Origin of the sequence: Thalassospira alkalitolerans (assembly GCF_002115745.1) — a bacterium.
GTDB classification, from domain to species: Bacteria; Pseudomonadota; Alphaproteobacteria; order Rhodospirillales; family Thalassospiraceae; genus Thalassospira; species Thalassospira alkalitolerans.
This window is the reverse complement of sequence record NZ_JFKB01000021.1, coordinates 1-18,401: the sequence shown is the minus strand read 5'-3', so window position 1 is coordinate 18,401 and position 18,401 is coordinate 1. Positions and strand designations below refer to the sequence as shown.

Annotated in this window: 21 protein-coding genes; 11 read left to right on the top strand and 10 right to left on the bottom strand. The window is 52.7% G+C overall.

The annotated features are described in order from the left end of the window. Window positions 1-2: 2 nt before the first annotated feature. From TALK_RS19525 to TALK_RS19490, 8 genes are all read right to left on the bottom strand, one after another. A complete protein-coding gene (locus TALK_RS19525; protein ID WP_085620841.1) occupies window positions 3-728 on the bottom strand; it encodes an OmpA/MotB family protein in 726 nt (241 codons plus the stop codon). Beyond that, entirely contained in the window at window positions 728-1,585 is an 858-nt protein-coding gene (locus TALK_RS19520) for a flagellar motor protein MotB (protein ID WP_085620840.1), read from the bottom strand. Before TALK_RS19520 ends, TALK_RS19525 begins: the two co-directional genes overlap by 1 nt. Before the next feature lie 11 nt (window positions 1,586-1,596). Next, window positions 1,597-2,244 (bottom strand): protein phosphatase CheZ, encoded by a 648-nt coding sequence (locus TALK_RS19515; protein WP_085620839.1) that lies wholly within the window; start codon window positions 2,242-2,244, stop codon window positions 1,597-1,599. A gap of 35 nt (window positions 2,245-2,279) precedes the next feature. After that, entirely contained in the window at window positions 2,280-2,666 is a 387-nt protein-coding gene (locus TALK_RS19510) for a response regulator (protein WP_085620838.1), read from the bottom strand. A gap of 224 nt (window positions 2,667-2,890) precedes the next feature. Next, window positions 2,891-3,601: a MotE family protein gene (locus tag TALK_RS19505; protein WP_085620837.1), complete on the bottom strand. Its 711-nt coding sequence runs from the start codon at window positions 3,599-3,601 to the stop codon at window positions 2,891-2,893. Window positions 3,602-3,739: 138 nt separating this feature from the next. Then, entirely contained in the window at window positions 3,740-4,402 is a 663-nt protein-coding gene (locus TALK_RS19500) for a DUF6468 domain-containing protein (protein ID WP_085620836.1), read from the bottom strand. After that, entirely contained in the window at window positions 4,402-5,532 is a 1,131-nt protein-coding gene (gene fliM, locus TALK_RS19495) for a flagellar motor switch protein FliM (protein WP_085620835.1), read from the bottom strand. Before fliM ends, TALK_RS19500 begins: the two co-directional genes overlap by 1 nt. A gap of 99 nt (window positions 5,533-5,631) precedes the next feature. Further along, window positions 5,632-6,171: a flagellar basal body-associated FliL family protein gene (locus TALK_RS19490; protein ID WP_085620834.1), complete on the bottom strand. Its 540-nt coding sequence runs from the start codon at window positions 6,169-6,171 to the stop codon at window positions 5,632-5,634. A 400-nt stretch (window positions 6,172-6,571) separates the two neighbouring features. Between TALK_RS19490 and flgF the strand changes: the two genes are divergently transcribed. The 4 genes from flgF to flgH all read left to right on the top strand — a co-directional run bounded on the left by flgF (window position 6,572) and on the right by flgH (window position 10,212). Next, window positions 6,572-7,333: a flagellar basal-body rod protein FlgF gene (gene flgF / locus TALK_RS19485; RefSeq protein WP_085620833.1), complete on the top strand. Its 762-nt coding sequence runs from the start codon at window positions 6,572-6,574 to the stop codon at window positions 7,331-7,333. A 69-nt stretch (window positions 7,334-7,402) separates the two neighbouring features. Then, the gene (flgG, locus tag TALK_RS19480) at window positions 7,403-8,188 is read left to right on the top strand and encodes a flagellar basal-body rod protein FlgG (RefSeq protein WP_085620832.1); all 786 of its coding nucleotides are present in this window, start codon (window positions 7,403-7,405) and stop codon (window positions 8,186-8,188) included. Between the two features lie 205 nt (window positions 8,189-8,393). Next, the gene (flgA, locus tag TALK_RS19475; protein WP_245830053.1) at window positions 8,394-9,311 is read left to right on the top strand and encodes a flagellar basal body P-ring formation chaperone FlgA; all 918 of its coding nucleotides are present in this window, start codon (window positions 8,394-8,396) and stop codon (window positions 9,309-9,311) included. A 127-nt stretch (window positions 9,312-9,438) separates the two neighbouring features. Continuing rightward, complete coding sequence (flgH, locus tag TALK_RS19470) at window positions 9,439-10,212, top strand: flagellar basal body L-ring protein FlgH (protein WP_085620830.1); 774 nt, start codon at window positions 9,439-9,441, stop codon at window positions 10,210-10,212. A gap of 269 nt (window positions 10,213-10,481) precedes the next feature. Here the strand turns inward: flgH and dksA are convergent, their stop codons facing one another. Both dksA and TALK_RS19460 read right to left on the bottom strand, forming a co-directional pair. Then, window positions 10,482-10,901: an RNA polymerase-binding protein DksA gene (gene dksA / locus TALK_RS19465; RefSeq protein WP_085620829.1), complete on the bottom strand. Its 420-nt coding sequence runs from the start codon at window positions 10,899-10,901 to the stop codon at window positions 10,482-10,484. A gap of 151 nt (window positions 10,902-11,052) precedes the next feature. Continuing rightward, window positions 11,053-11,496 carry a flagellar assembly protein FliX gene (locus TALK_RS19460; RefSeq protein ID WP_085620828.1) on the bottom strand — a complete coding sequence of 148 codons (444 nt, stop codon included), beginning with the start codon at window positions 11,494-11,496 and terminating at the stop codon, window positions 11,053-11,055. A gap of 367 nt (window positions 11,497-11,863) precedes the next feature. On the opposite strand from TALK_RS19460, the gene TALK_RS19455 reads away from it, so the two are divergent. From TALK_RS19455 to TALK_RS19425, 7 genes are all read left to right on the top strand, one after another. Beyond that, window positions 11,864-13,006, top strand: a complete 1,143-nt coding sequence (locus TALK_RS19455; protein WP_085620827.1) for a flagellar basal body P-ring protein FlgI — start codon at window positions 11,864-11,866, stop codon at window positions 13,004-13,006. A gap of 5 nt (window positions 13,007-13,011) precedes the next feature. Beyond that, the gene (locus TALK_RS19450; RefSeq protein ID WP_342746151.1) at window positions 13,012-13,356 is read left to right on the top strand and encodes a rod-binding protein; all 345 of its coding nucleotides are present in this window, start codon (window positions 13,012-13,014) and stop codon (window positions 13,354-13,356) included. Next, window positions 13,353-13,820: a hypothetical protein gene (locus tag TALK_RS19445; RefSeq protein WP_085620825.1), complete on the top strand. Its 468-nt coding sequence runs from the start codon at window positions 13,353-13,355 to the stop codon at window positions 13,818-13,820. Before TALK_RS19450 ends, TALK_RS19445 begins: the two co-directional genes overlap by 4 nt. A gap of 17 nt (window positions 13,821-13,837) precedes the next feature. Then, window positions 13,838-16,249 (top strand): flagellar hook-associated protein FlgK, encoded by a 2,412-nt coding sequence (gene flgK, locus TALK_RS19440; RefSeq protein WP_085620824.1) that lies wholly within the window; start codon window positions 13,838-13,840, stop codon window positions 16,247-16,249. Window positions 16,250-16,276: 27 nt separating this feature from the next. Further along, window positions 16,277-17,506, top strand: a complete 1,230-nt coding sequence (locus tag TALK_RS19435; protein WP_085620823.1) for a flagellin N-terminal helical domain-containing protein — start codon at window positions 16,277-16,279, stop codon at window positions 17,504-17,506. A gap of 84 nt (window positions 17,507-17,590) precedes the next feature. Then, window positions 17,591-18,061, top strand: a complete 471-nt coding sequence (gene fliW / locus TALK_RS19430; protein ID WP_085620822.1) for a flagellar assembly protein FliW — start codon at window positions 17,591-17,593, stop codon at window positions 18,059-18,061. A gap of 111 nt (window positions 18,062-18,172) precedes the next feature. After that, window positions 18,173-18,401, top strand: a 229-nt coding sequence (locus TALK_RS19425; protein ID WP_483887652.1) for a flagellin N-terminal helical domain-containing protein, incomplete at its 3' end; no start/stop codon positions are given.

Genomic DNA, 18,401 nt, shown 5'->3' with positions numbered 1-18,401 from the left:
TCTTACGAACCTCCGATCCCGCTTCCGCTATGGGGTTCAATAACAATGTCGACCCGACGAGCCATCGTAAAACGTTTCTGCTCGTCTGCCATGACCGGAAGCTGGTCGTATCTTGATGACGCAAATCCGTAAATATTTATGTAATCTGTATAACCGGATCGTTTTAACTCGTTGGCAACCGCAGCCGCACGAGCAAGGGACAGTTCCCAATTCGATGCATAAAGTCCGCGGCCGCTAACCGGGCGGGGATCGGTATGTCCCTGAACGCCAATCCGGTTACCGATATTTCGAAGAACGCCGCCCAGAACAAACAACGCCTGGCGGGCCTTGTCAGTCATGTCCGGACTGCCACTGATAAACAAAATGTCGCCGGGCAGGGAAATGACAAGCTTGTCGGCATCACGGCTTAATGTCGCATCGCCAAGCACCTGATTGTCATCAATGGCGTCATCAATCACCGCACTCAGATAGTCAAGGTTCATCGCCGGTTTGCGATAAACACGCGGAATATTAAGCTGGGCAATCGGCTCGTCACTGTCTTCGATCGGCGCGGGTTTGATCGATTGGGACAGCGAATCAACCACCTCGTCCCAACGGTCGATCTTAACCTTCGACATCGCAAACAACATGACAAAAAATGTCAGCAAAAGCGAAATCAGATCCGCAAGGCTAAGCATCCACGGCGGTGGCGGTTTGTTCCCGTCATCGCGCTTTGGTGCATCATCCATCAGCCATTCCCCCCTGCCTGCGGCCCCAGAGGAATGGGCGCATTAATCCCCGAATTGTTTGCCCCAGGCAACGGGATCATCATTTTACCGCTGGTGGTTCCCGACCCTATTCCATTGGATGCCGGCCCGGGTGCCGGTATCGTACCAATTGGTGGGGCGGCACCAGTCGCCGGGGTTACAACCGGCTGTGGCGGTTCCTTGGGTCCAAAGTTCCAGAAGAACCGAAATGTCACAATGAACGGGTCTGCACCAGGATCAATCCCGACATAAAGATGCTGTTCCGGCGCCCCTCGATCAATCAGGTCGCGGGCAAACGCCCCGGCACGGGCAATCTGAAGATTGTTTTCAATTTCGACAGTCCCCTTGGACCCGACTTCGCTTCCCATCACCATTTCCATTTCATAGGAGCTATAGCCCCCATCATCGGACAGCACTTCCGTAAGCTGGTCCATGAAGTCGCTTTGGCGTTCACGAATAAGAATGGAATTGTTATCGAAAAGCTGATCGACATGCATGATGACTTCCATCAGCGTGCCGGGCTGGATCACTTGAACTCGCACGACCTTGATCGCGGTCTTAAACAAAGAACCAAGCTTGTCTTGGGTCGCCTCTGCCGCTGCGACAGGCCCCTCAAGCGAGGTCACTGTTTGCAAGCTGGTTGTCGGGGGCAAAATGGCGGCAAAAGCAGAAGACAGACTTTCCTGTACTTCACGTGTTTTGACCTCTTCAAATGTTGAAATCGTATTCAACAAAATGAAAAACGCCAAAAGCAAAAGATACAGCGCAAGAAACAGCGCCACTGCCCCATTGGCTGGCGGGCTTGGTGGTGTTGGGCCGTCGTCCTCTATTTCTGCCATTGCAGCGCCATTTAGCTAAACATCGCGTCGATGTCAGCCTGCGAAACGCCCTTGCCTTCGAGCTGCGGCCCGTTAAGCAATGCATCGTCGCCTTCAGGCTCGTCTTTCTTGCGCGGATTGGATGCGGCATATTTGGCGATTTCATCCCCAAATGCCTTGACCAATCCCTCTACTCTTTCCTCAATCGATTTAAGGGCCTTAATCACCTTGGTCGTACGCTGACCGGTGATATCCTGGAAATTACAGGCCTGATAAACACGCATGGTCGCACCTGTTACGATTTCAGCCTGTTCAGGCGGAAGAGTCGCAGCATATTCTTCAAGCGCATCCATCGCATCGAGGATTTCATGTGTGGCACCGGCGGTGGCATCGACAATTGCGTCAAGTTCGTCGGTGGCATTAGGGATGTATTCCGCCTTGATATCGTCCGGTCGCAACGAGGCGATTTCGGATTTCATCTGGCGGATGATGCCCGAAAGTTCGTCCAGTTCACCAAACAGGCGTTTTTGATCATCAGACGGTTTGTCGCCTTCACTCATGAAACGCGACAACTGATCCATCAGATCAGACAATTGCTCAACCTTCAGGTCATCGCCATCAAGGCGTGCCTTAAGATCCAGTAACAACTGCCGAAGTTCATCTTTAGACGTTTTGGACATCGTGGTATCGCGGGACTATTGTCCCGCGCCCCTCATCAGAACTCACCAATAACGGTGGTGAGTTTACCCTTCAACGTCTCAGCATTGAACGGCTTGACGATGTAATTTGAAACACCGGCTTTTTTCGCCATCACGACGTTTTCGGTTTTCGCCTCGGCGGTGATCATGATGAAGGGCATATCCTTCAGCTTTGTATCAGCGCGCACTTCCTTCAGAAGCTGAAGACCGGTCATCGGCTCCATATTCCAATCGGAAATCACAAGACTAAACGGCTGTTCACGCAACTTGCGCAACGCCATGCTACCATCCGACGCTTCTTCGATATTGGTAAAATTCAGCTGCCGCAGGAGATTGCGGATGATACGCAACATGGTTTTGTAGTCATCCACAATCAGGATCGGCATATTCGGATCGACGGCCATTCACCACTCCATCATGCTATCTAATCTCTCATCCCTACCTTGTGAAACCCTGTGCACAAAGTAAGGCCCCTATAATCGTGATGTACCTATTTAACAATGGTTAATCAAGGCTTTTCACAATTCGCTAATAACGTCCATCATGTTGATGATGCTCAAATAATCACCTGATTGGCAATCGATGCCCAAACCTGATGTCATGTCACCAGATCGCCAATCATGCCTTATTATTGCAACGGCAACATGTTTATATCCTGCTTATAGGCCAGTTCCGTTGTCAGTGCGCGCGCCCGGTCAGCATCCATATCGGCCAGCACTGCGGCGGTATTAGCTTCACGCATCCCAAGAGCAACCTGCAGCAAAATATCCATATCCAGATCGTTCCAAATCCGTGCAGCATCCTTAGGTTTCATTTTTTCGTAAACGCTAACCAGCTTCTTGATCCGGTCGGTTTCCTGCTCTTGCTTGGCTTCGACCAATGTTTCAATCGCCGTTTTCAGCGATTTCATTTCTTCGATCTTCGCATCAATCCGGGCTTCGGCAGCGGCCAAAAGGCTTTCGCGCTCATCAAGGCGCTGCTCCTTGCGATCCAGATCGGCGCGGCGCACCGAAAGGTTTTGCAGCAGATCAATCTCTTCCTGTGTAAACAGGGTCGGATCCCCACCCAACATCGGCGGCGCATCATCAGAACCGTCTACCGGACCGGTGTCTTCCATCATGCCCATCGGGTTATCAAGCCCCGGCCCCGCACCAGCCGGATCTCCCGCCGCCGCCGGTTGCTCCTGAGCTTGCGCACTGGCCACTTGAACAACGCTGACACTGGGCGCAGTCGTAACATCGGTCCCTTTCGGCTTATCGGAAAACAGCCCGACGACCTTGACCGTCAAGACCAAAAAACCAACAAGAACGACCAAAGGCAGGATACGCACAGCAGACATTCATTCACCCGGTAGACGGGGCACTTGCGCGCCCGCTTTGAATTTCAAACCATATACTAACAGGTAGGTACGCGTTTTGTTTAAAAAAGCTACCCGACCTATTTTTTATCAAAACAACGCAATTATTTTCACATATAGCTATCGAACAGAACGTAACGCGGCAAGAAGTTCGCGCTCTGCCTCGGAACGACCTGCATCTTCATCCTGATCATAGGAAGATGAAACCGGCTTGGATACACTCGCTGCGCCAGCCCGCATTGCCTCAGACAAATCAGCACGTACACCGCCATCTGACGAATTGACAGGCCCGCGTTCGACATCACGAACCAAACGTGCGGCCAACTCCTCGGCCCGGGTTTCAACGCCTTGACGATCATCAATAATATCGTTGCGGTCAGCACGCTCGTTGTTACCAGAATTACCGCCCCCGGCAAAGCTTGCCGCCCCGCCGCCAAGGCCACCACCGGCACGACGCGTGGCATTGGCGTCACTTGCCGCCTTTTCCAACCGGTTGGCGATGCTTTCACCGCGATCAACCATAAAGGAAAGATCCTCGTTCAACGCAGTTGCCTGCTCGATATCCTCGCGCAGTTTCTCGCCTGATTGTTCGGCCATATCCTTTAACGCGCGGATCGATATTTCTGCGCGCTCATTCGCAGCATTGAATGCCGTCAGGAAATTCTGCATTTCTTCGCGATTGCGCCGGAAGGCCGCCAAACGACGGCTCAGGATCATGGCATAGGTGATGGTCGCAATCAGCAACACAATCATCACCAAATCAAGATAGATGGCATAGTCCATCAACTGTCATCCTCGTGCATGCGCGCCCGTTCACGAACCTGAATCGCGATCCGGTCGCCCTTGCGCCCCATCATCCCCCTGAATAAGGGGACATCCCCGCATCGCACCTCGACAGGCGAGGTCGGACTGGTATTAAGGACCAAACGGTTACCAACTTCCAGATTAATCACATCCCCCAGCGACATGACCTGTTCATCAAGCACCGCCAGAAGGTTTACATGGGTCTGCCACAACTCGTTCGCCAAGTGGTTTTCCCAGATCGAGTCACGGCCGAATTTCTCGCCCATGAACATCTGCAGCAACAGTTCACGAACCGGCTCCAGCGTTGCATATGGGATCAAAAGTTCCAGACGACCACCGCGATCTTCCATATCAATGCGCAGCTTTGCCACGATGGCCGCATTCGCATGTCGGGCGATGGTCGCAAAACGCGGATTGGTTTCAAGGCGTTCGAACCGGAAGGTCACAGGACTTAGCGGATCAAATGCCGCCGACAAATCGCCCAAAACCACATGGATCATACGCTCAACAAGGTTGCGTTCAATCGTGGTATAGGGGCGCCCCTCAATACGCATCGCCGCCGTCCCGCGACGCCCGCCCAGCAACACGTCCACGATGGAATAAATCAGCGCCGAGTCAACAGTCAGCAGCCCATAGTTATCCCATTCCTCGGCCTTGAAAACACCAAGCATCGCCGGCAACGGGATCGAGTTCAGATAATCACCGAAACGCAAAGACAGAATATTATCGAGCGAAACCTCGACGTTGTCAGAGGTAAAGTTACGCAACGAAGTCGACATCATGCGCACAAGCCGGTCGAAGACAACTTCGAGCATCGGCAAGCGTTCATAGGCCACCATCGACGAGTTGATGATCGCCTGGATACCCGACTGATCACCCGCGCCCGATCCGTCATCAAAACCAAGCAGACTGTCGATTTCGTCCTGATTTAGAACACGCGCGGATCCGGGGCCGACGGGTTCTTCCTCGCCGCCCTCGCCATCCTCATCGTCACCAAGCATGGATTCCCATTCGGCGGCCATATCATCGCCGCCGTCGTCTCCATCATCACCGCCTGCCATGGCTTCCCATTCAGCAGCGAGTGCATCATCATCGTCTTCATCTGCCATCGGCGATTTGTCCCTGGCTCTTTGCGCAGCGGCTCTTTGGCCTGTGACTTTTTGGTTCGTAACTCTTTATTTCGCAGGCTTTACATTGTCGCCAGTACACTATTGTACCAGCATTTCCTTAAACAGAACGTCGTTAATTTTTGCCGGCTTCGCGGCCGCACTTACCCGGATCAACAATTCCTCGCGCAGGCGGAACATACCTTCCGATCCGGCGAGATCCTCGGGCCTTAATTCCCGCAGATACACCTGAAAGTTATCAACAATGCGCGGCATCATCTGTTCAATTTGCGGCAGCATTGCCTGATCGGCAACCTCCAGACTGACACGGATTTTAAGATAACTTTGCTTACCGCCGCCCGCATTGAGGTTAACCAGAATTTCCGGCAAATCGACAAAGCCGACATTTTCCGGAACGCCCGGGGCTTCTTCGATCGCACTTTCGGAAATCACTTCCTCGGTCTGGTCATGCTCACCACCACCCGTCAGCATATCGATCACCGGCTGCAAAAGCCCGGTGAAATACGCCGCCGCCGCACCGCCCAGCAACAACAGCACCAGCATAATGATAACGACCGGCAATTTCTTGCTGCGTCCGCCACCACCGCCATCCATTTCTACTTCGTCGACGTCGTCACCCATTGATCTGCACTATCCTGCATTCAACCCTGAAAGCCTGTTACCCAGCAAACACTATGCCGGAATGATCAGACATAACGGCTTGACGTTAAAATTCCGTTTCCCCGTTCATGTCCATCTTTACATCATCGAACGGCGAAACGAGCGCCCCGCACCTTAACTAGATACCTAACCTAATATAGGAATGCTCGCGTGCCACTCTATCATGTCGCGCACCCATCTGTGCTTTTGGAAATTCACCCGGCAAGTTCTGGCGGCAAGTTCTGCCAGATCAGGCATAGATCCGCCCCGGCAATAAATGCCTGATCAATTTTTATCATTTACTTTCATGCACTTAACATAACTGGCACGCCATTCGCAATTAGCTTGTCCAGATCACTGACCCGACTTGGGAAGTTAGAATATGGAAAACGTTACCTACATCGCTTTGTCGCGCCAAAAGACGCTTCGCAGCATGATGAACAATATCTCCCAGAACCTGGCGAACATGAACACGACCGGGTACAAGGAAGAAAAGATGATGTTCACCGACTGGATTGCGAAGAATAAAGATGCGCCGTTCCGCGGAGAGCGTGAGATATCGCTTGTCCAGGACATTGCGCAGTATCGCGACACCACCGTAGGGAACATCGAACATACCGAACGCCCCCTTGATGTGGCATTGAGCCAACCGGACATGTTCTTTGCTGTTGAGACACCAAGCGGCACCCAATATAGCCGAAATGGTAATTTCAGCCTTGATCCGGGCGGCCAATTGATCACCAACGAAGGTTTCCCGGTGCTCAGCGATGCCGGGCAGCCCATCTTCTTTAACGAAGCGGATGGCCAGATCGAAATCAAGGGTGATGGCAGCATTTCAACCGATATCGGTCAGATCGCGAAATTACAGGTCGTGACCTTTGACAATATTCAGTCAATGAATGTGACTGGCAATTCACTTTACAGCATCCAGAAAGATGACCCGAACGCCGGTGATGGTGCACAACCCGTCAACAATCCGGGAATTGTTCAGGGTGCGCTTGAAAAATCCAACGTTAACCCGATCAGTTCGATGACCCAAATGATCGAAGTGCTGCGGACCTATCAGTCGGTTACGCGCACACTCGAAAGCGAAAATGAGCGTCAACGTAACATGATCAGCAAGCTGGGCGATATTCGCGCCTGATGAACCGGGCGCCCGCCCCTGTACTAAAGAATTCAAATGCGCCAATGGCGCAGACCCAGGAGACAGAAGATGCGCTCACTTGATATCGGAGCCCTTGGCATGCAGGCACAATCCACCAACGTGGATGTGACCTCGCACAACATCGCCAACATGACCACCACCGGCTACAAACGTCAGCGCGCGGAATTCCAGGATTTGCTCTATCAGGATTTGCGCCGCGCAGGATCGCCATCATCAGATACCGGCACAATCGTCCCTACCGGCGTTCAGGTTGGCCTTGGTGTCAAAACTGCGGCAATCGGTCGTTATATGGGTCAAGGCACGCTGTCCCTGACGGAAAACGAACTTGATATGGCCATTCAGGGCCGGGGCTATTTCCAAATCGATTTGCCAAGCGGCGAAACCGCCTATACACGCGATGGCACGCTCAAACTTGATGCCGCCGGTCAGCTGGTTACCAAGGACGGCTTTGCCGTTCAGCCGGGGATCACTGTTCCGGCCAATGCAACATCGGTCACAATCAATTCGTCGGGCGAGGTATATGCCGAAATCGACGGGCAGGTCGCCCTTCAGAACCTGGGTCAGATTCAGCTCGCCACATTCATCAATCCGGCCGGCCTTGACGCCCTTGGCGACAACCTGTTCCTTGAAACCGAGGCATCCGGCAACGCTAATACCGGTGTTCCCGGTGCTGTCGGCTTTGGCTCGGTTCAACAGGGATATCTTGAATCATCAAACGTCAACGTGGTTCAGGAAATCACCAACCTGATCAAGGCCCAGCGTGCCTACGAGATGAATTCAAAATCGATCTCGACCACTGATGAAATGATGAGTGCCGTTAGTAACCTGCGATAATTTTCCACACGATTAAGGCCGGGACTTTGGCCCCAAAAGCATTCGGAAAACAATTGCGCGGGCACCTTTGAAAAAAACGGTTGCCCGCGCAACGCGCATTTACGCGTTTTACACAGTTCCATGCTATAGTTGGCGGATGAAAATACAGAAAATATTCCTTGCCCTTATCCTGATGCTGCCGGCGCTATTGTCGGACCCAGCAAGGGTGCAGGCCCAGTCGTCAGCCATCCAGCAGGACATGACATCAAATATCCTGCTGCGGCCCGATGCAATTGTCGAAGGACAATATGTAACACTGGGGGATATTTTCAGCGGAATCGATCCGCAAATAAGTGATCTTGCTGTCGCACACGCGCCTCAGCCCGGTCGACAGACGGTCCTTGATTATCGCTGGCTTTACGGCATAGCCCAACGACACAATGTGCCGTGGCGCCCCCGCACAACAGCCGATCAGATCGTTATTACCCGTGCCAGCCAGACAATCTCGATCGATGAAATTTCCGATGCCGTCAAAGACGCACTGGTCCAGCATGGCATCAAGCCACCCTTTGCCGTCGATCTTTCCGGCGAAACCTTTCAAATCCACTTACCTGTCGATGTGCCTGCCATGGTTGAAATCACCGGGCTTGACGTTAATCAGCGCACCAATCGCTTCATCGCCAATGTCACAACAGGATCCCAAACAGCCCAGCGCCGCACCTACCGCATGAGCGGCAGATATTACCCGCTGGCTCAGGTTCCTGTTATTATCGAACCGATCCGGCGCGGCGCTATCGTTCGCCCCGATCAGGTTGAATATCGCGACATGCGCGCCGAACGCGTTCCCGCCGGGACCATTCGCGACATAGATGACGTGATTGGCAAAGAAGCCCTGCGGCCAATCAAATCCGATGAGCCCCTGCTGTTTCGTGATTTTTCCAACCCGATCCTTGTCCGGCGCGGAGCACTGGTCGTCATTCGGCTGGTAACGGCCAATATGTCACTGACGGCACGCGGCAAAGCCCTTGAAGACGGATCTAAGGGATCAGTCATCCGGGTCATGAACTTGGCGAGCAACAAAACCATCCAGGTAGAAGTTGTCGCCGAGAACGAAGTCCGCGCCCTTCCTGCAATGTCGCAGTAAATCATCCGTCCCTTGAAATATTACTGTAAAACAATTCACTAGCGACCAGGCAAGCTTTACCCGCCTGCCATGTCACAATCTGGCATGACGATTGCGTATATACCGGCAGGAATCCCAGGAGGAATAAATGCCCGGTAATCATTTCCCTATATCGATGCGCCACATGGCGCTCGTTGCCAGTTTGATCGGTGCGACTGCGCTGCTGTCAGGCTGCAACGCAATGAAACGCCTTTCCGAGGTCGGCGAAGCACCGAAACTGTCGTCGATTGACAATCCGACACAATCAGAAAGCTATCGCCCGGTCAGCCTTCCAATGCCTGCCCCGCAGGTTGCTGAAAGCAATCCGAACTCACTTTGGCGCAGCGGTGCCCGATCGTTTTTCAAGGATCAGCGCGCCAATCAGGTTGGCGACATCCTGACCGTCGTTGTCGATATGGATGACAATGCAGCATTGGCCAACACGACAGAGCGGTCGCGCGCCAACGCCGAAGACCTTGGCGTTCCAAATCTGTTTGGTCTGGAATCCGAATTTTCCAAGGTCTTGCCTGAAGCAATCGATCCATCCGCAATGGTCGGCCTTAGCAGCAACACATCAAATAAGGGCAGCGGCACGCTGGATCGCAACGAAGCCATCAATCTGCGTGTTGCAGCAATCGTCATCCAGGTTCTGCCAAATGGCAACTATGTCATCCACGGGCGTCAAGAAATCCGGGTGAACAGCGAAGTTCGTGAGGTCCAGATTGCCGGTGTCATCCGTGCTGCCGACATCACATCCGCAAACGAAGTTCAGTACGACAAAATTGCCGAAGCGCGCATTTCCTATGGCGGACGCGGCACGATTTCCGATGTTCAACAGCCGCGCTATGGCAGTGAGGTCCTGGACATCATTCTGCCATTCTAAATGGCATTGCCAATCTGCCCTTTCCGGGATTCCGACAGGTTACAGGCAATAAAACAAAGGCCAGCCATATCAAGGCTGGCCTTTCATGTTTCCACGGTCCGATACCAAACACACGAACAAACACCCCGAAACAGAAAAGACCCGGCCGCTGATTGCAACCGGGTCTTTAATCTTGGTTATCCCTAACCAGTATTCCCCAACAGAGCCTTGGCTTTTACCATTTGGCCGGATCTGTGCATGCGGCACGATCCTTTTGATACCCAACGCGATCAGTCGTCGCGGCGGGTTCGCTCCATCCGTTCGTGGCGTTCCTGTGCTTCAATGCTCAGGGTCGCAATCGGACGAGCTTCAAGTCTTTTCAAGCTGATCGGCTCGTCGGTTTCTTCGCAGTAACCATATGATCCGTCTTCAATTCGACGCAAAGCAGCATCAATTTTTGAAATCAGCTTACGCGCCCTGTCTCGGGTACGGAGTTCCAGTGCCCGGTCTGTTTCGGCCGATGCTCGGTCGGTCAGATCCGGTTCCTGAAGTCCCCCGCCATCCTGCAGGCTCGCTAATGTTTCCGAAGATTCTTGCAGCAGTTCAGCCCGCCAGGCCAAAAGCTTCTGTCGGAAATATTCCCGCTGGCGCGGGTTCATAAACTCTTCGTCCTCGGCGGGACGATAGTCAGGTGATAGCGTGATAGTCATGTACGCCCTCTATACAGGACTCATCGAACGCGCGGCAATATAGAGGGCGCGCGCAATGGGTGCAAGCTGATTGACAAAATAAATCTGATTTAGCCCGAAAGCCTTTATAACCTTCAGGTTTCAAGACATAGCCAATAATGAAATCATAACCTCAGGCAAGCCCCGAAACTTCAAGCTTCGCCAGCTCAACCTGCGCACGAAGATCGATTTCATCAAGCACTCCGGACAAGGCCGGGTCGGAAATGTTTTCTCGTTGTTGATCCAGCAACCCAACAAGCTCACGCAAACGCCCGGCTGGAATAACACCGCCAAGCAAGGCATCACGTAAACCTTCAAGCTGCTCAAGCAAACTTTCCGCGCGCAAAATTCCATGCTTTTCAGGAGAATCAAGTGCATCGCCGCTTTGCTGCAACGCCAGCAAAGCATCAAGCGCGCTGACCGTTCCCGTACTATGCACCCCACCAGCACCACTTGCACCACCCGCAGAATCGAGCGACCGAATAGCGTCGGAAAATCCACCGGCACCACCGCTGCCAGACGACTTTTTACGTGCCGTGCTGCTTGTACCTGTTGCCTTCGATCCGCTGACCTTCATTTTTCACTTCCGCCTGCTATGTGGTAAGCTTTCCGGATCCAGCCTCGCGCCCTGCCCCGGCATCAATCGGGGCCAAGCTGGCTTTTGATCTCATCCGATCTGCCATACGGCAACAATCCGGATGGTTCGAGTCTCCACCAAAGCGTGGATTGGCGCAACGGGAAAAAAATGCCGGGTTGGACGGGCACGACCACAATGACGGGGCCTTTTGCCTCCAAAAACCGTCCGCACCTCAATATTTTTCCTACATGCACCGCAAAACACACCTGTTTCCGCCATCTGGCACGATTTTCGCAAAGTTTCAGCACAAGTCATTAGCAAATTGCGTTGGGCGGCATGGCTGTCCTTCGAAAGCGGAACAAAGAACATGATCAAACGTCTTGGCAAATATGTAGTGAAGGCAGCGACGATTGCAGCAATGAGCATGATTGCCCTGACGCACGTCGCCCCGGCACATGCCCAGTCGCGGATCAAGGATATTGCCGACTTCGACGGCGTGCGTGACAACATGCTGGTCGGTTATGGCCTTGTTGTCGGCCTGAATGGCACAGGCGATGACCTTGGTGATGCCGACTTCACACGCCAAAGCCTTGTCGCAATGCTTGAACGCCTTGGTATCAACGTCCGCGACCAAATCGATGATCTTGATTCCGACAATATCGCCGCTGTCATGGTCACCGCCACCCTCCCGCCATTCTCACGCCAGGGATCACGTCTTGACGTTGGTATCAGCGCAATCGGGACGTCAGAAAGCCTTCAGGGCGGGACACTTTTGGTCACCCCAATGGTTGGTGCCGACGGCGAAGTTTATGCTGTCGCCCAAGGCAATCTTGCCGTCGGCGGGTTTTCTGCCGGGGGGGCCGCCGAAACCGTCGTTAAAGGTGTTCCGACATCCGCGCGTATCGCCAATGGCGGTATCGTTGAACGCGAAATTGATTTCAACCTAAACTCTATGCAAGACATGTCGGTGATTTTGCGCAACCCGGATTTCACCACTGCGCGCCGCATCGCCGAAGCAATTAATGCCTATCTTGGCGAAGTCTCAGCTCGCCCCAGCGACCCTGGCACCGTCCGCATCACTATTCCGGAACGCTACGACCAGAATGTCGTCGCATTGCTGACCGATATCGAACAGCTGCGCGTTGAACCCGACCAGATCGCCCGCGTTGTAATTGACGAAAACACCGGCACCATTGTTATGGGTGAAAATGTTCGCATTAACCGGGTCGCTATCGCACAGGGCAACCTAACCATCCGAGTGACCGAAACCCAGCAGGTATCACAGCCTTCTCCCTTCTCACAAACCGGCACGACCCAAACTGTGGATCGAACCAATGTGCAGGTTGATGAGGGTACAGACAATCAGCTTGGCGTCCTTCAAAGCGGTGTCAGTCTTCAGGAATTGGTCAATGGCCTTAACAGCCTCGGCGTCGGCCCGCGTGACATGATTACCATTTTGCAGGCGATCAAAACATCCGGTGCCCTGCAAGCTGAAATCGAGGTGATGTAATGTTGATGGATGGCACCAACGCCTTGATGGCGCAAGCCCAGGCATCCGCCCAATACGGCACACAAAACAATGTTGCTGATCGCGCAAGCCAGCTAACCGATGGCCATATCAAATCAGCCTCTGCAGCCAAGGAAGCCGGCAAAGAATTTGAATCGATGTTCCTCAGCCAGATGCTGAGCCACATGTTTGAAGGCATCAAAACCAACGAGACATTTGGCGGTGGCCATGGCGAAACCATGATGCAATCGCTGCTTGTTGATGAATACGCCAAGGAAATGACCCGCGCAGGTGGCATCGGAATTGCAGATGCCGTTACACGCGAAATCCTCAAGGTGCAGGAAGGACAATGACCATGACCACCGAACAGATGGTGATCGAACTGAAAAGCGTCACTTATGACCTCATTTCCCTGCTGGAACGCGAGACTCAAGGGTTACGCCAGCTCGAAATTTCCGAGTACGAACAATTCGTGTCGGAAAAATCTGCCCTGTCGATGCAGTACGAGCAGCTTGTCGTCAAATTGCGCACCCGTGGCACCGAACTCCGCCAACTGGCCGAGAAAGACAAAGCGGAGCTTCGCGAACTGCAAGCAGAATTCCAGCATGCCGCACGACGCAATATGACAGCACTTCAGGCCGCCAAATCGACCAACGAACGCATGGTCAATGCGATCGTGCGCGCCGTCAACGACAAGGCCAATGAAAATTGCACGACCTATAACCGTTCGGGCCAGACCGGCAAGGCCTCTCTTGGGGGCTACGGCCGCCCGACCAGCAAACCCGGCACGTCTTACAGCGTTAACGAAACGCTCTAGGGGCAAAGGCGAAGATCATGTCACTGACCCAAGCACTCAACTCCGCAATTTCCGGCCTCAATACGGCACAGTCCCGTATTGCGATCACGTCGTCGAATATTGCGAACGTGAACACGCCCGGCTATTCCAAAAAAATTGCGGGTCAGGAAACGCTGACACTTGGCGGACAGGGTGCCGGCGTTCAGGTCGCTGACGTTTACCGCAATGTGAATGAAGGTCTGGTCCGTGAATTGCGCGGCGAGCTTGGCAAAGCAGGGCGCGAAGAAGTCCGTTTTGAATTCTTCCAACGCATCCAGACACTGTTTGGCACACCACAGTCAACAGCTGCGATCAGCCAGCGCATCAGCGATCTTGCCGATTCATTTGAACAATTAGGTAATACACCGGAACAGAACTCTCCGCGTGTTGAAGCCATCGAAAGCGCCTTGCAGGTCATGGAGTCCTTCGGCAATCTGTCGGATCAGATTCAGGACATGCGAGATGACATTGACGATACCATCTCGGATGAAGTCGATACGGCTAATACGTTACTCAGCGAAATTTCTGAACTGAACACCGATATTGTCCGTCTGAACAACCTGGGTCAGCCGACCACCGAAGTACAGGATCAGCGCGACCAAAAGATCAACGCACTGTCTAAAATCATCGATCTCACCACCTTTACAAGGAGTGATGGTGCAGTGGTTTTGTTCACGGCAAATGGCGCAAACACCCTTTTGGATCGCACACCATCCAAGCTAGAGTTTCAGGAAACCTCAGGGTTTGAGCCGGGCACGGGTGGTTCGGGCATTACATTAAACGGCACGGATATTACAGACACACTGCGCACAGGATCACTTAAAGGCCTTTTCGAAATGCGCGATACCGAATTGCCACGCCTTAACGATCAAATCGTCGAACTGGCCGGTGAATTGCGCGACGCCATCAACGAAGAACACAACAAGGGCACGGCCTTCCCGCCGCCCACCAACCTGTCGGGCACACGTATGGTCGCCGCAAACGATCCACTGACCGCAACCGGAACATTCCGCATTGCAGCTTTGGACGAAAACGGCGAATTAACAGCCTCTGACAGCTGGTCGGATATCACACTTCCCACGACACCAGCCACCGTTCAGGGCATGGTAAACGCAATCAATGCATCCGATGCGGGCACCTATCTGACGGCATCACTTGTTGATGGTCGCATGGTGGTCGAAGGCATCGACGGCAGTCGCATTTCAATTAACGAAATGACCAGCGCCATCACAACCAGTGACGGACGCACCCAAGGCATGTCGCAATATTTTGGCCTCAATGATTTTGTTGCGACGGTCAGACGCTCCGACACCCTGACATCTTCGGCACGCGACAGTGCAACTGAAACTATTGGCGCAACTGCCAGCTCTTTTGTGATCAGTTCTGGCAGTGGTGTTCTGACCACACCGGGGATTACCGTCAACTATACGGCAACAGATAGCCTAACAGATGTACGAGATTCAATCCGCACAGCCCTTCAGGGAGCGGGGATGACGGCAGCCGATGCAGCAGAAACTGCCTATCTGGTTGAAGACGGCGACCGTTTTCGCCTTGTGATCAGCTATACATCAAACATGACCATCACCGACTCTGGCACAATGGCAAATAAAATTGGCATGACCGAAGATATGCCCACCCTTGCCGGAGACATGGATGTGGCTGCCAATATTAAAAATGACCCGGCACGCATCGTGCGCGGACAAATGAATGCCGATGTTTATGAAACGACGACCCCGGTCATCAATACAACAACGGCAATTCCCGATCTCGGCCCGCTTGTCCCACCGCCGATCAACTATACACTGACCGTCAATGGCGCATTCACAAGCGTGAATATCGACTACGACAGCAACACGTCGCTCGAAGACATTGCCAATGCGATCAATAACAGTGCGACCCTGACGGATAACAACATTACTGCCGAAATCGTTTTTGATAGCAATCTTGGCGGTTATCAGTTGCGTGTTACAGATGCTGATGGCGACCCGTTCTTCTTCCAGGATAGCGGCGCGGGTGTCGGTGACAGCCTGACCGAGGTTCTTGGCTTGGGCATACAATATGGTGTTCATGAAGGCGACAACAGCGCCGCCCTGGCACTGAGCAACACCTTCGAGCGGACCGATATCAACTTCGAAGCGGCTGGTGGCTTATCCGCCGAACGCACGTCACTGACCGATTTTGCAGCTGGCCTCATCGCGACGACCGCCACCAAAGCATCTGTTGCCGAAAGTAGCTATGAGTTCCAGTCAAGCCTTGTCAGTGATCTGAGCAACCGAATTCAGAACGAAGCCGGCGTCAACCTTGACGAGGAAATGTCGGATCTGATCATCTTTCAACGTGCTTACAGCGCATCCGCCCGTGTTATATCCACGGTTGATGAATTATTTGATGCATTGCTGAATGCAGTTTAAACTGTCGCAGGACATTGTGAGGATAAAATGGTAACCCGCGTAGCGACATACACCAGCCATACATTGCTGTCCAACCTGGCGCTCAGGAATGCTGCCAATGTGACGGACCTGAACACGCAGGCATCAAGTGGATACAAGTCGCGCAATTATTCCGGCATTGCCGATAGTTCCCAGCGGCTTTTGAACCTTGAAGCGGAATATACCCGCACGGAACAGTATCTGCGCAACACGACTCAGGCCAAACTGCGTCTGCAGAATATGGAAAGTGCTGTCGACACCATATCATCGATCGCCGTCAAGATTAAGTCCCTGCTTGTCCAGTCGCTCAGTGCGAATCAGGCCGACGACGTCAATCTGGACAACGAAGCAAAGCAAGCGATGGAGCAGATTTCCAATCTGCTCAACACCAATCTTGACGGGCGCTATCTGTTCGCGGGCGGCCGGTCAGAACTTCCTGCCGTTGATATTGACAAGATGTATGCCCCGGACAATTACATGAGTGAATCGGGCGTAACCCTTACGGATGCAACCACACTGGCATCTCTTGGCGTTACCGATGGTGAAATTCAGATTGTCAGTACCGATGTCAATGGCGCCAGTTCAACATCGACGGTCGATTATGATCCAACGACATGGACGATTGCCGACCTACGAAATGCGATCAACGGCAATACAACAGATGGTGCAATTGCGACATTACGCGGCCTTGACGAACATGAAGGCCCGCGCCTGAATATCGAGAATGTCGGAAACGGTACGATTACAATCACCGAAATTGCCGGTGGCAACATTCTTAATGCGCTGGGAATGACAAAGATTCCCAATCCGCGCCCCGACACATCTTACTATACCGGCGATCAGCAGATCCTCGAAGCACGTATAGATGACCAATATGATGTCTCATATGGTATCCTTGCCGACGACCCCGCATTTCAAAGCTTGATCCAGGGACTTGGTATTGCCGCTGCAACAACCGACCAAGATGCTCTTAATGTGGCAATGGGCCACATCTCGGATGCCATAAACAATTTGCCTAATATCCAGGGTAAAATCGGCCTGGATATCGCAAATATCGAACGCTTCGAAACCCGACACGAAGATTACAAAATTTTTGCCGCACAGGCGATCTCGGACATCGAAACCGTAGACGTGCCGCTTACGCTTGCAGAGTTATCTCAATACGAAACCGCCCTGCAGGCAAGTTTCATCACGATATCGAAATCGTCAGATTTATCATTGGCTAACTATTTGCGGTAATTATCTCTTCTTGGGGTGATGCTAAAGCCTAACCAAACAGGGCCGCTTTAGGCCGACATTTTATAAAGCCGGAGAAAATCGGTCATGGATTCCGACAAAGTCGCCAAAAAAGAAGCTCCTGAGTCTGTACTCGTAGAAACACGCTTTGGCGACATAGAGTTTAGCTGGGACAAAGGCATTTATATGCCGATAGGCCTGCTCGGCTTCCCTGAACATCATGTGTTCGGAATTGCCAGCATTCCCAACACATCACTGGATCAGTTCAAGCTTTACCAAAGCCTGACCGACGCGAACCTATCCTTTATTGTCGCCCCCTATAACATGGAAAGTGGCGTCTATTCCGATAAAGACTTGGAAATCGCTATGAAAAGTCTGGCGATCGAGCAAAAGGATGCTGCGATCATCATGGTCGTAACCGTGCGCAGCGCGACCGACGGCAAAGGCATCACAATGTCAACAAACCTTCGCGCGCCCGTTCTCATCGATACGGTTCGCCAGGTTGCCTGGCAGCACATCATGCCAAACGACAAATATTCGGTCCAACACGACCTGTAATTTTTGCCTAGTTCAACTGGCACGATCTTTGCTCATTAGGTTTTCAAGGCAATGACGCCGACGGATCGGATGGCTTAGAGCCATTCTTTTAGATCCATGTAGGAGGGAAAAATGGCTCTAAATATTATTTCCAACTATGCCGCCAACGTTGCTCATCGTAACCTGGCGGCTTCGGATGAAATGGCGACCCGTTCGCTATCCAAACTGTCGTCTGGTACGCGTGTGGTTTCGGCGCGTGACGATGCTGCCTCGATGGCCATCGGCGCGCGTCTGAACGCAACGACCCAGGCTTTGAAAACAGCAACAGTTAACGTTGGCCAGGCCAACTCGATGTTGCAGA

Bases quoted from the DNA above. Each gene is read 5' to 3' on its own strand.
- TALK_RS19525 (WP_085620841.1), bottom strand. From the start codon at position 728: ATGGATGATGCACCAAAGCGCGATGACGGGAACAAACCGCCACCGCCG.
- TALK_RS19520 (WP_085620840.1), bottom strand. From the start codon at position 1,585: ATGGCAGAAATAGAGGACGACGGCCCAACACCACCAAGCCCGCCAGCC.
- TALK_RS19515 (WP_085620839.1), bottom strand. From the start codon at position 2,244: ATGTCCAAAACGTCTAAAGATGAACTTCGGCAGTTGTTACTGGATCTT.
- TALK_RS19510 (WP_085620838.1), bottom strand. From the start codon at position 2,666: ATGGCCGTCGATCCGAATATGCCGATCCTGATTGTGGATGACTACAAA.
- TALK_RS19505 (WP_085620837.1), bottom strand. From the start codon at position 3,601: ATGTCTGCTGTGCGTATCCTGCCTTTGGTCGTTCTTGTTGGTTTTTTG.
- TALK_RS19500 (WP_085620836.1), bottom strand. From the start codon at position 4,402: ATGGACTATGCCATCTATCTTGATTTGGTGATGATTGTGTTGCTGATT.
- fliM (WP_085620835.1), bottom strand. From the start codon at position 5,532: ATGGCAGATGAAGACGATGATGATGCACTCGCTGCTGAATGGGAAGCC.
- TALK_RS19490 (WP_085620834.1), bottom strand. From the start codon at position 6,171: ATGGGTGACGACGTCGACGAAGTAGAAATGGATGGCGGTGGTGGCGGA.
- flgF (WP_085620833.1), top strand. From the start codon at position 6,572: ATGGAAAACGTTACCTACATCGCTTTGTCGCGCCAAAAGACGCTTCGC.
- flgG (WP_085620832.1), top strand. From the start codon at position 7,403: ATGCGCTCACTTGATATCGGAGCCCTTGGCATGCAGGCACAATCCACC.
- flgH (WP_085620830.1), top strand. From the start codon at position 9,439: ATGCCCGGTAATCATTTCCCTATATCGATGCGCCACATGGCGCTCGTT.
- dksA (WP_085620829.1), bottom strand. From the start codon at position 10,901: ATGACTATCACGCTATCACCTGACTATCGTCCCGCCGAGGACGAAGAG.
- TALK_RS19460 (WP_085620828.1), bottom strand. From the start codon at position 11,496: ATGAAGGTCAGCGGATCGAAGGCAACAGGTACAAGCAGCACGGCACGT.
- TALK_RS19455 (WP_085620827.1), top strand. From the start codon at position 11,864: ATGATCAAACGTCTTGGCAAATATGTAGTGAAGGCAGCGACGATTGCA.
- TALK_RS19450 (WP_342746151.1), top strand. From the start codon at position 13,012: ATGGATGGCACCAACGCCTTGATGGCGCAAGCCCAGGCATCCGCCCAA.
- TALK_RS19445 (WP_085620825.1), top strand. From the start codon at position 13,353: ATGACCATGACCACCGAACAGATGGTGATCGAACTGAAAAGCGTCACT.
- flgK (WP_085620824.1), top strand. From the start codon at position 13,838: ATGTCACTGACCCAAGCACTCAACTCCGCAATTTCCGGCCTCAATACG.
- TALK_RS19435 (WP_085620823.1), top strand. From the start codon at position 16,277: ATGGTAACCCGCGTAGCGACATACACCAGCCATACATTGCTGTCCAAC.
- fliW (WP_085620822.1), top strand. From the start codon at position 17,591: ATGGATTCCGACAAAGTCGCCAAAAAAGAAGCTCCTGAGTCTGTACTC.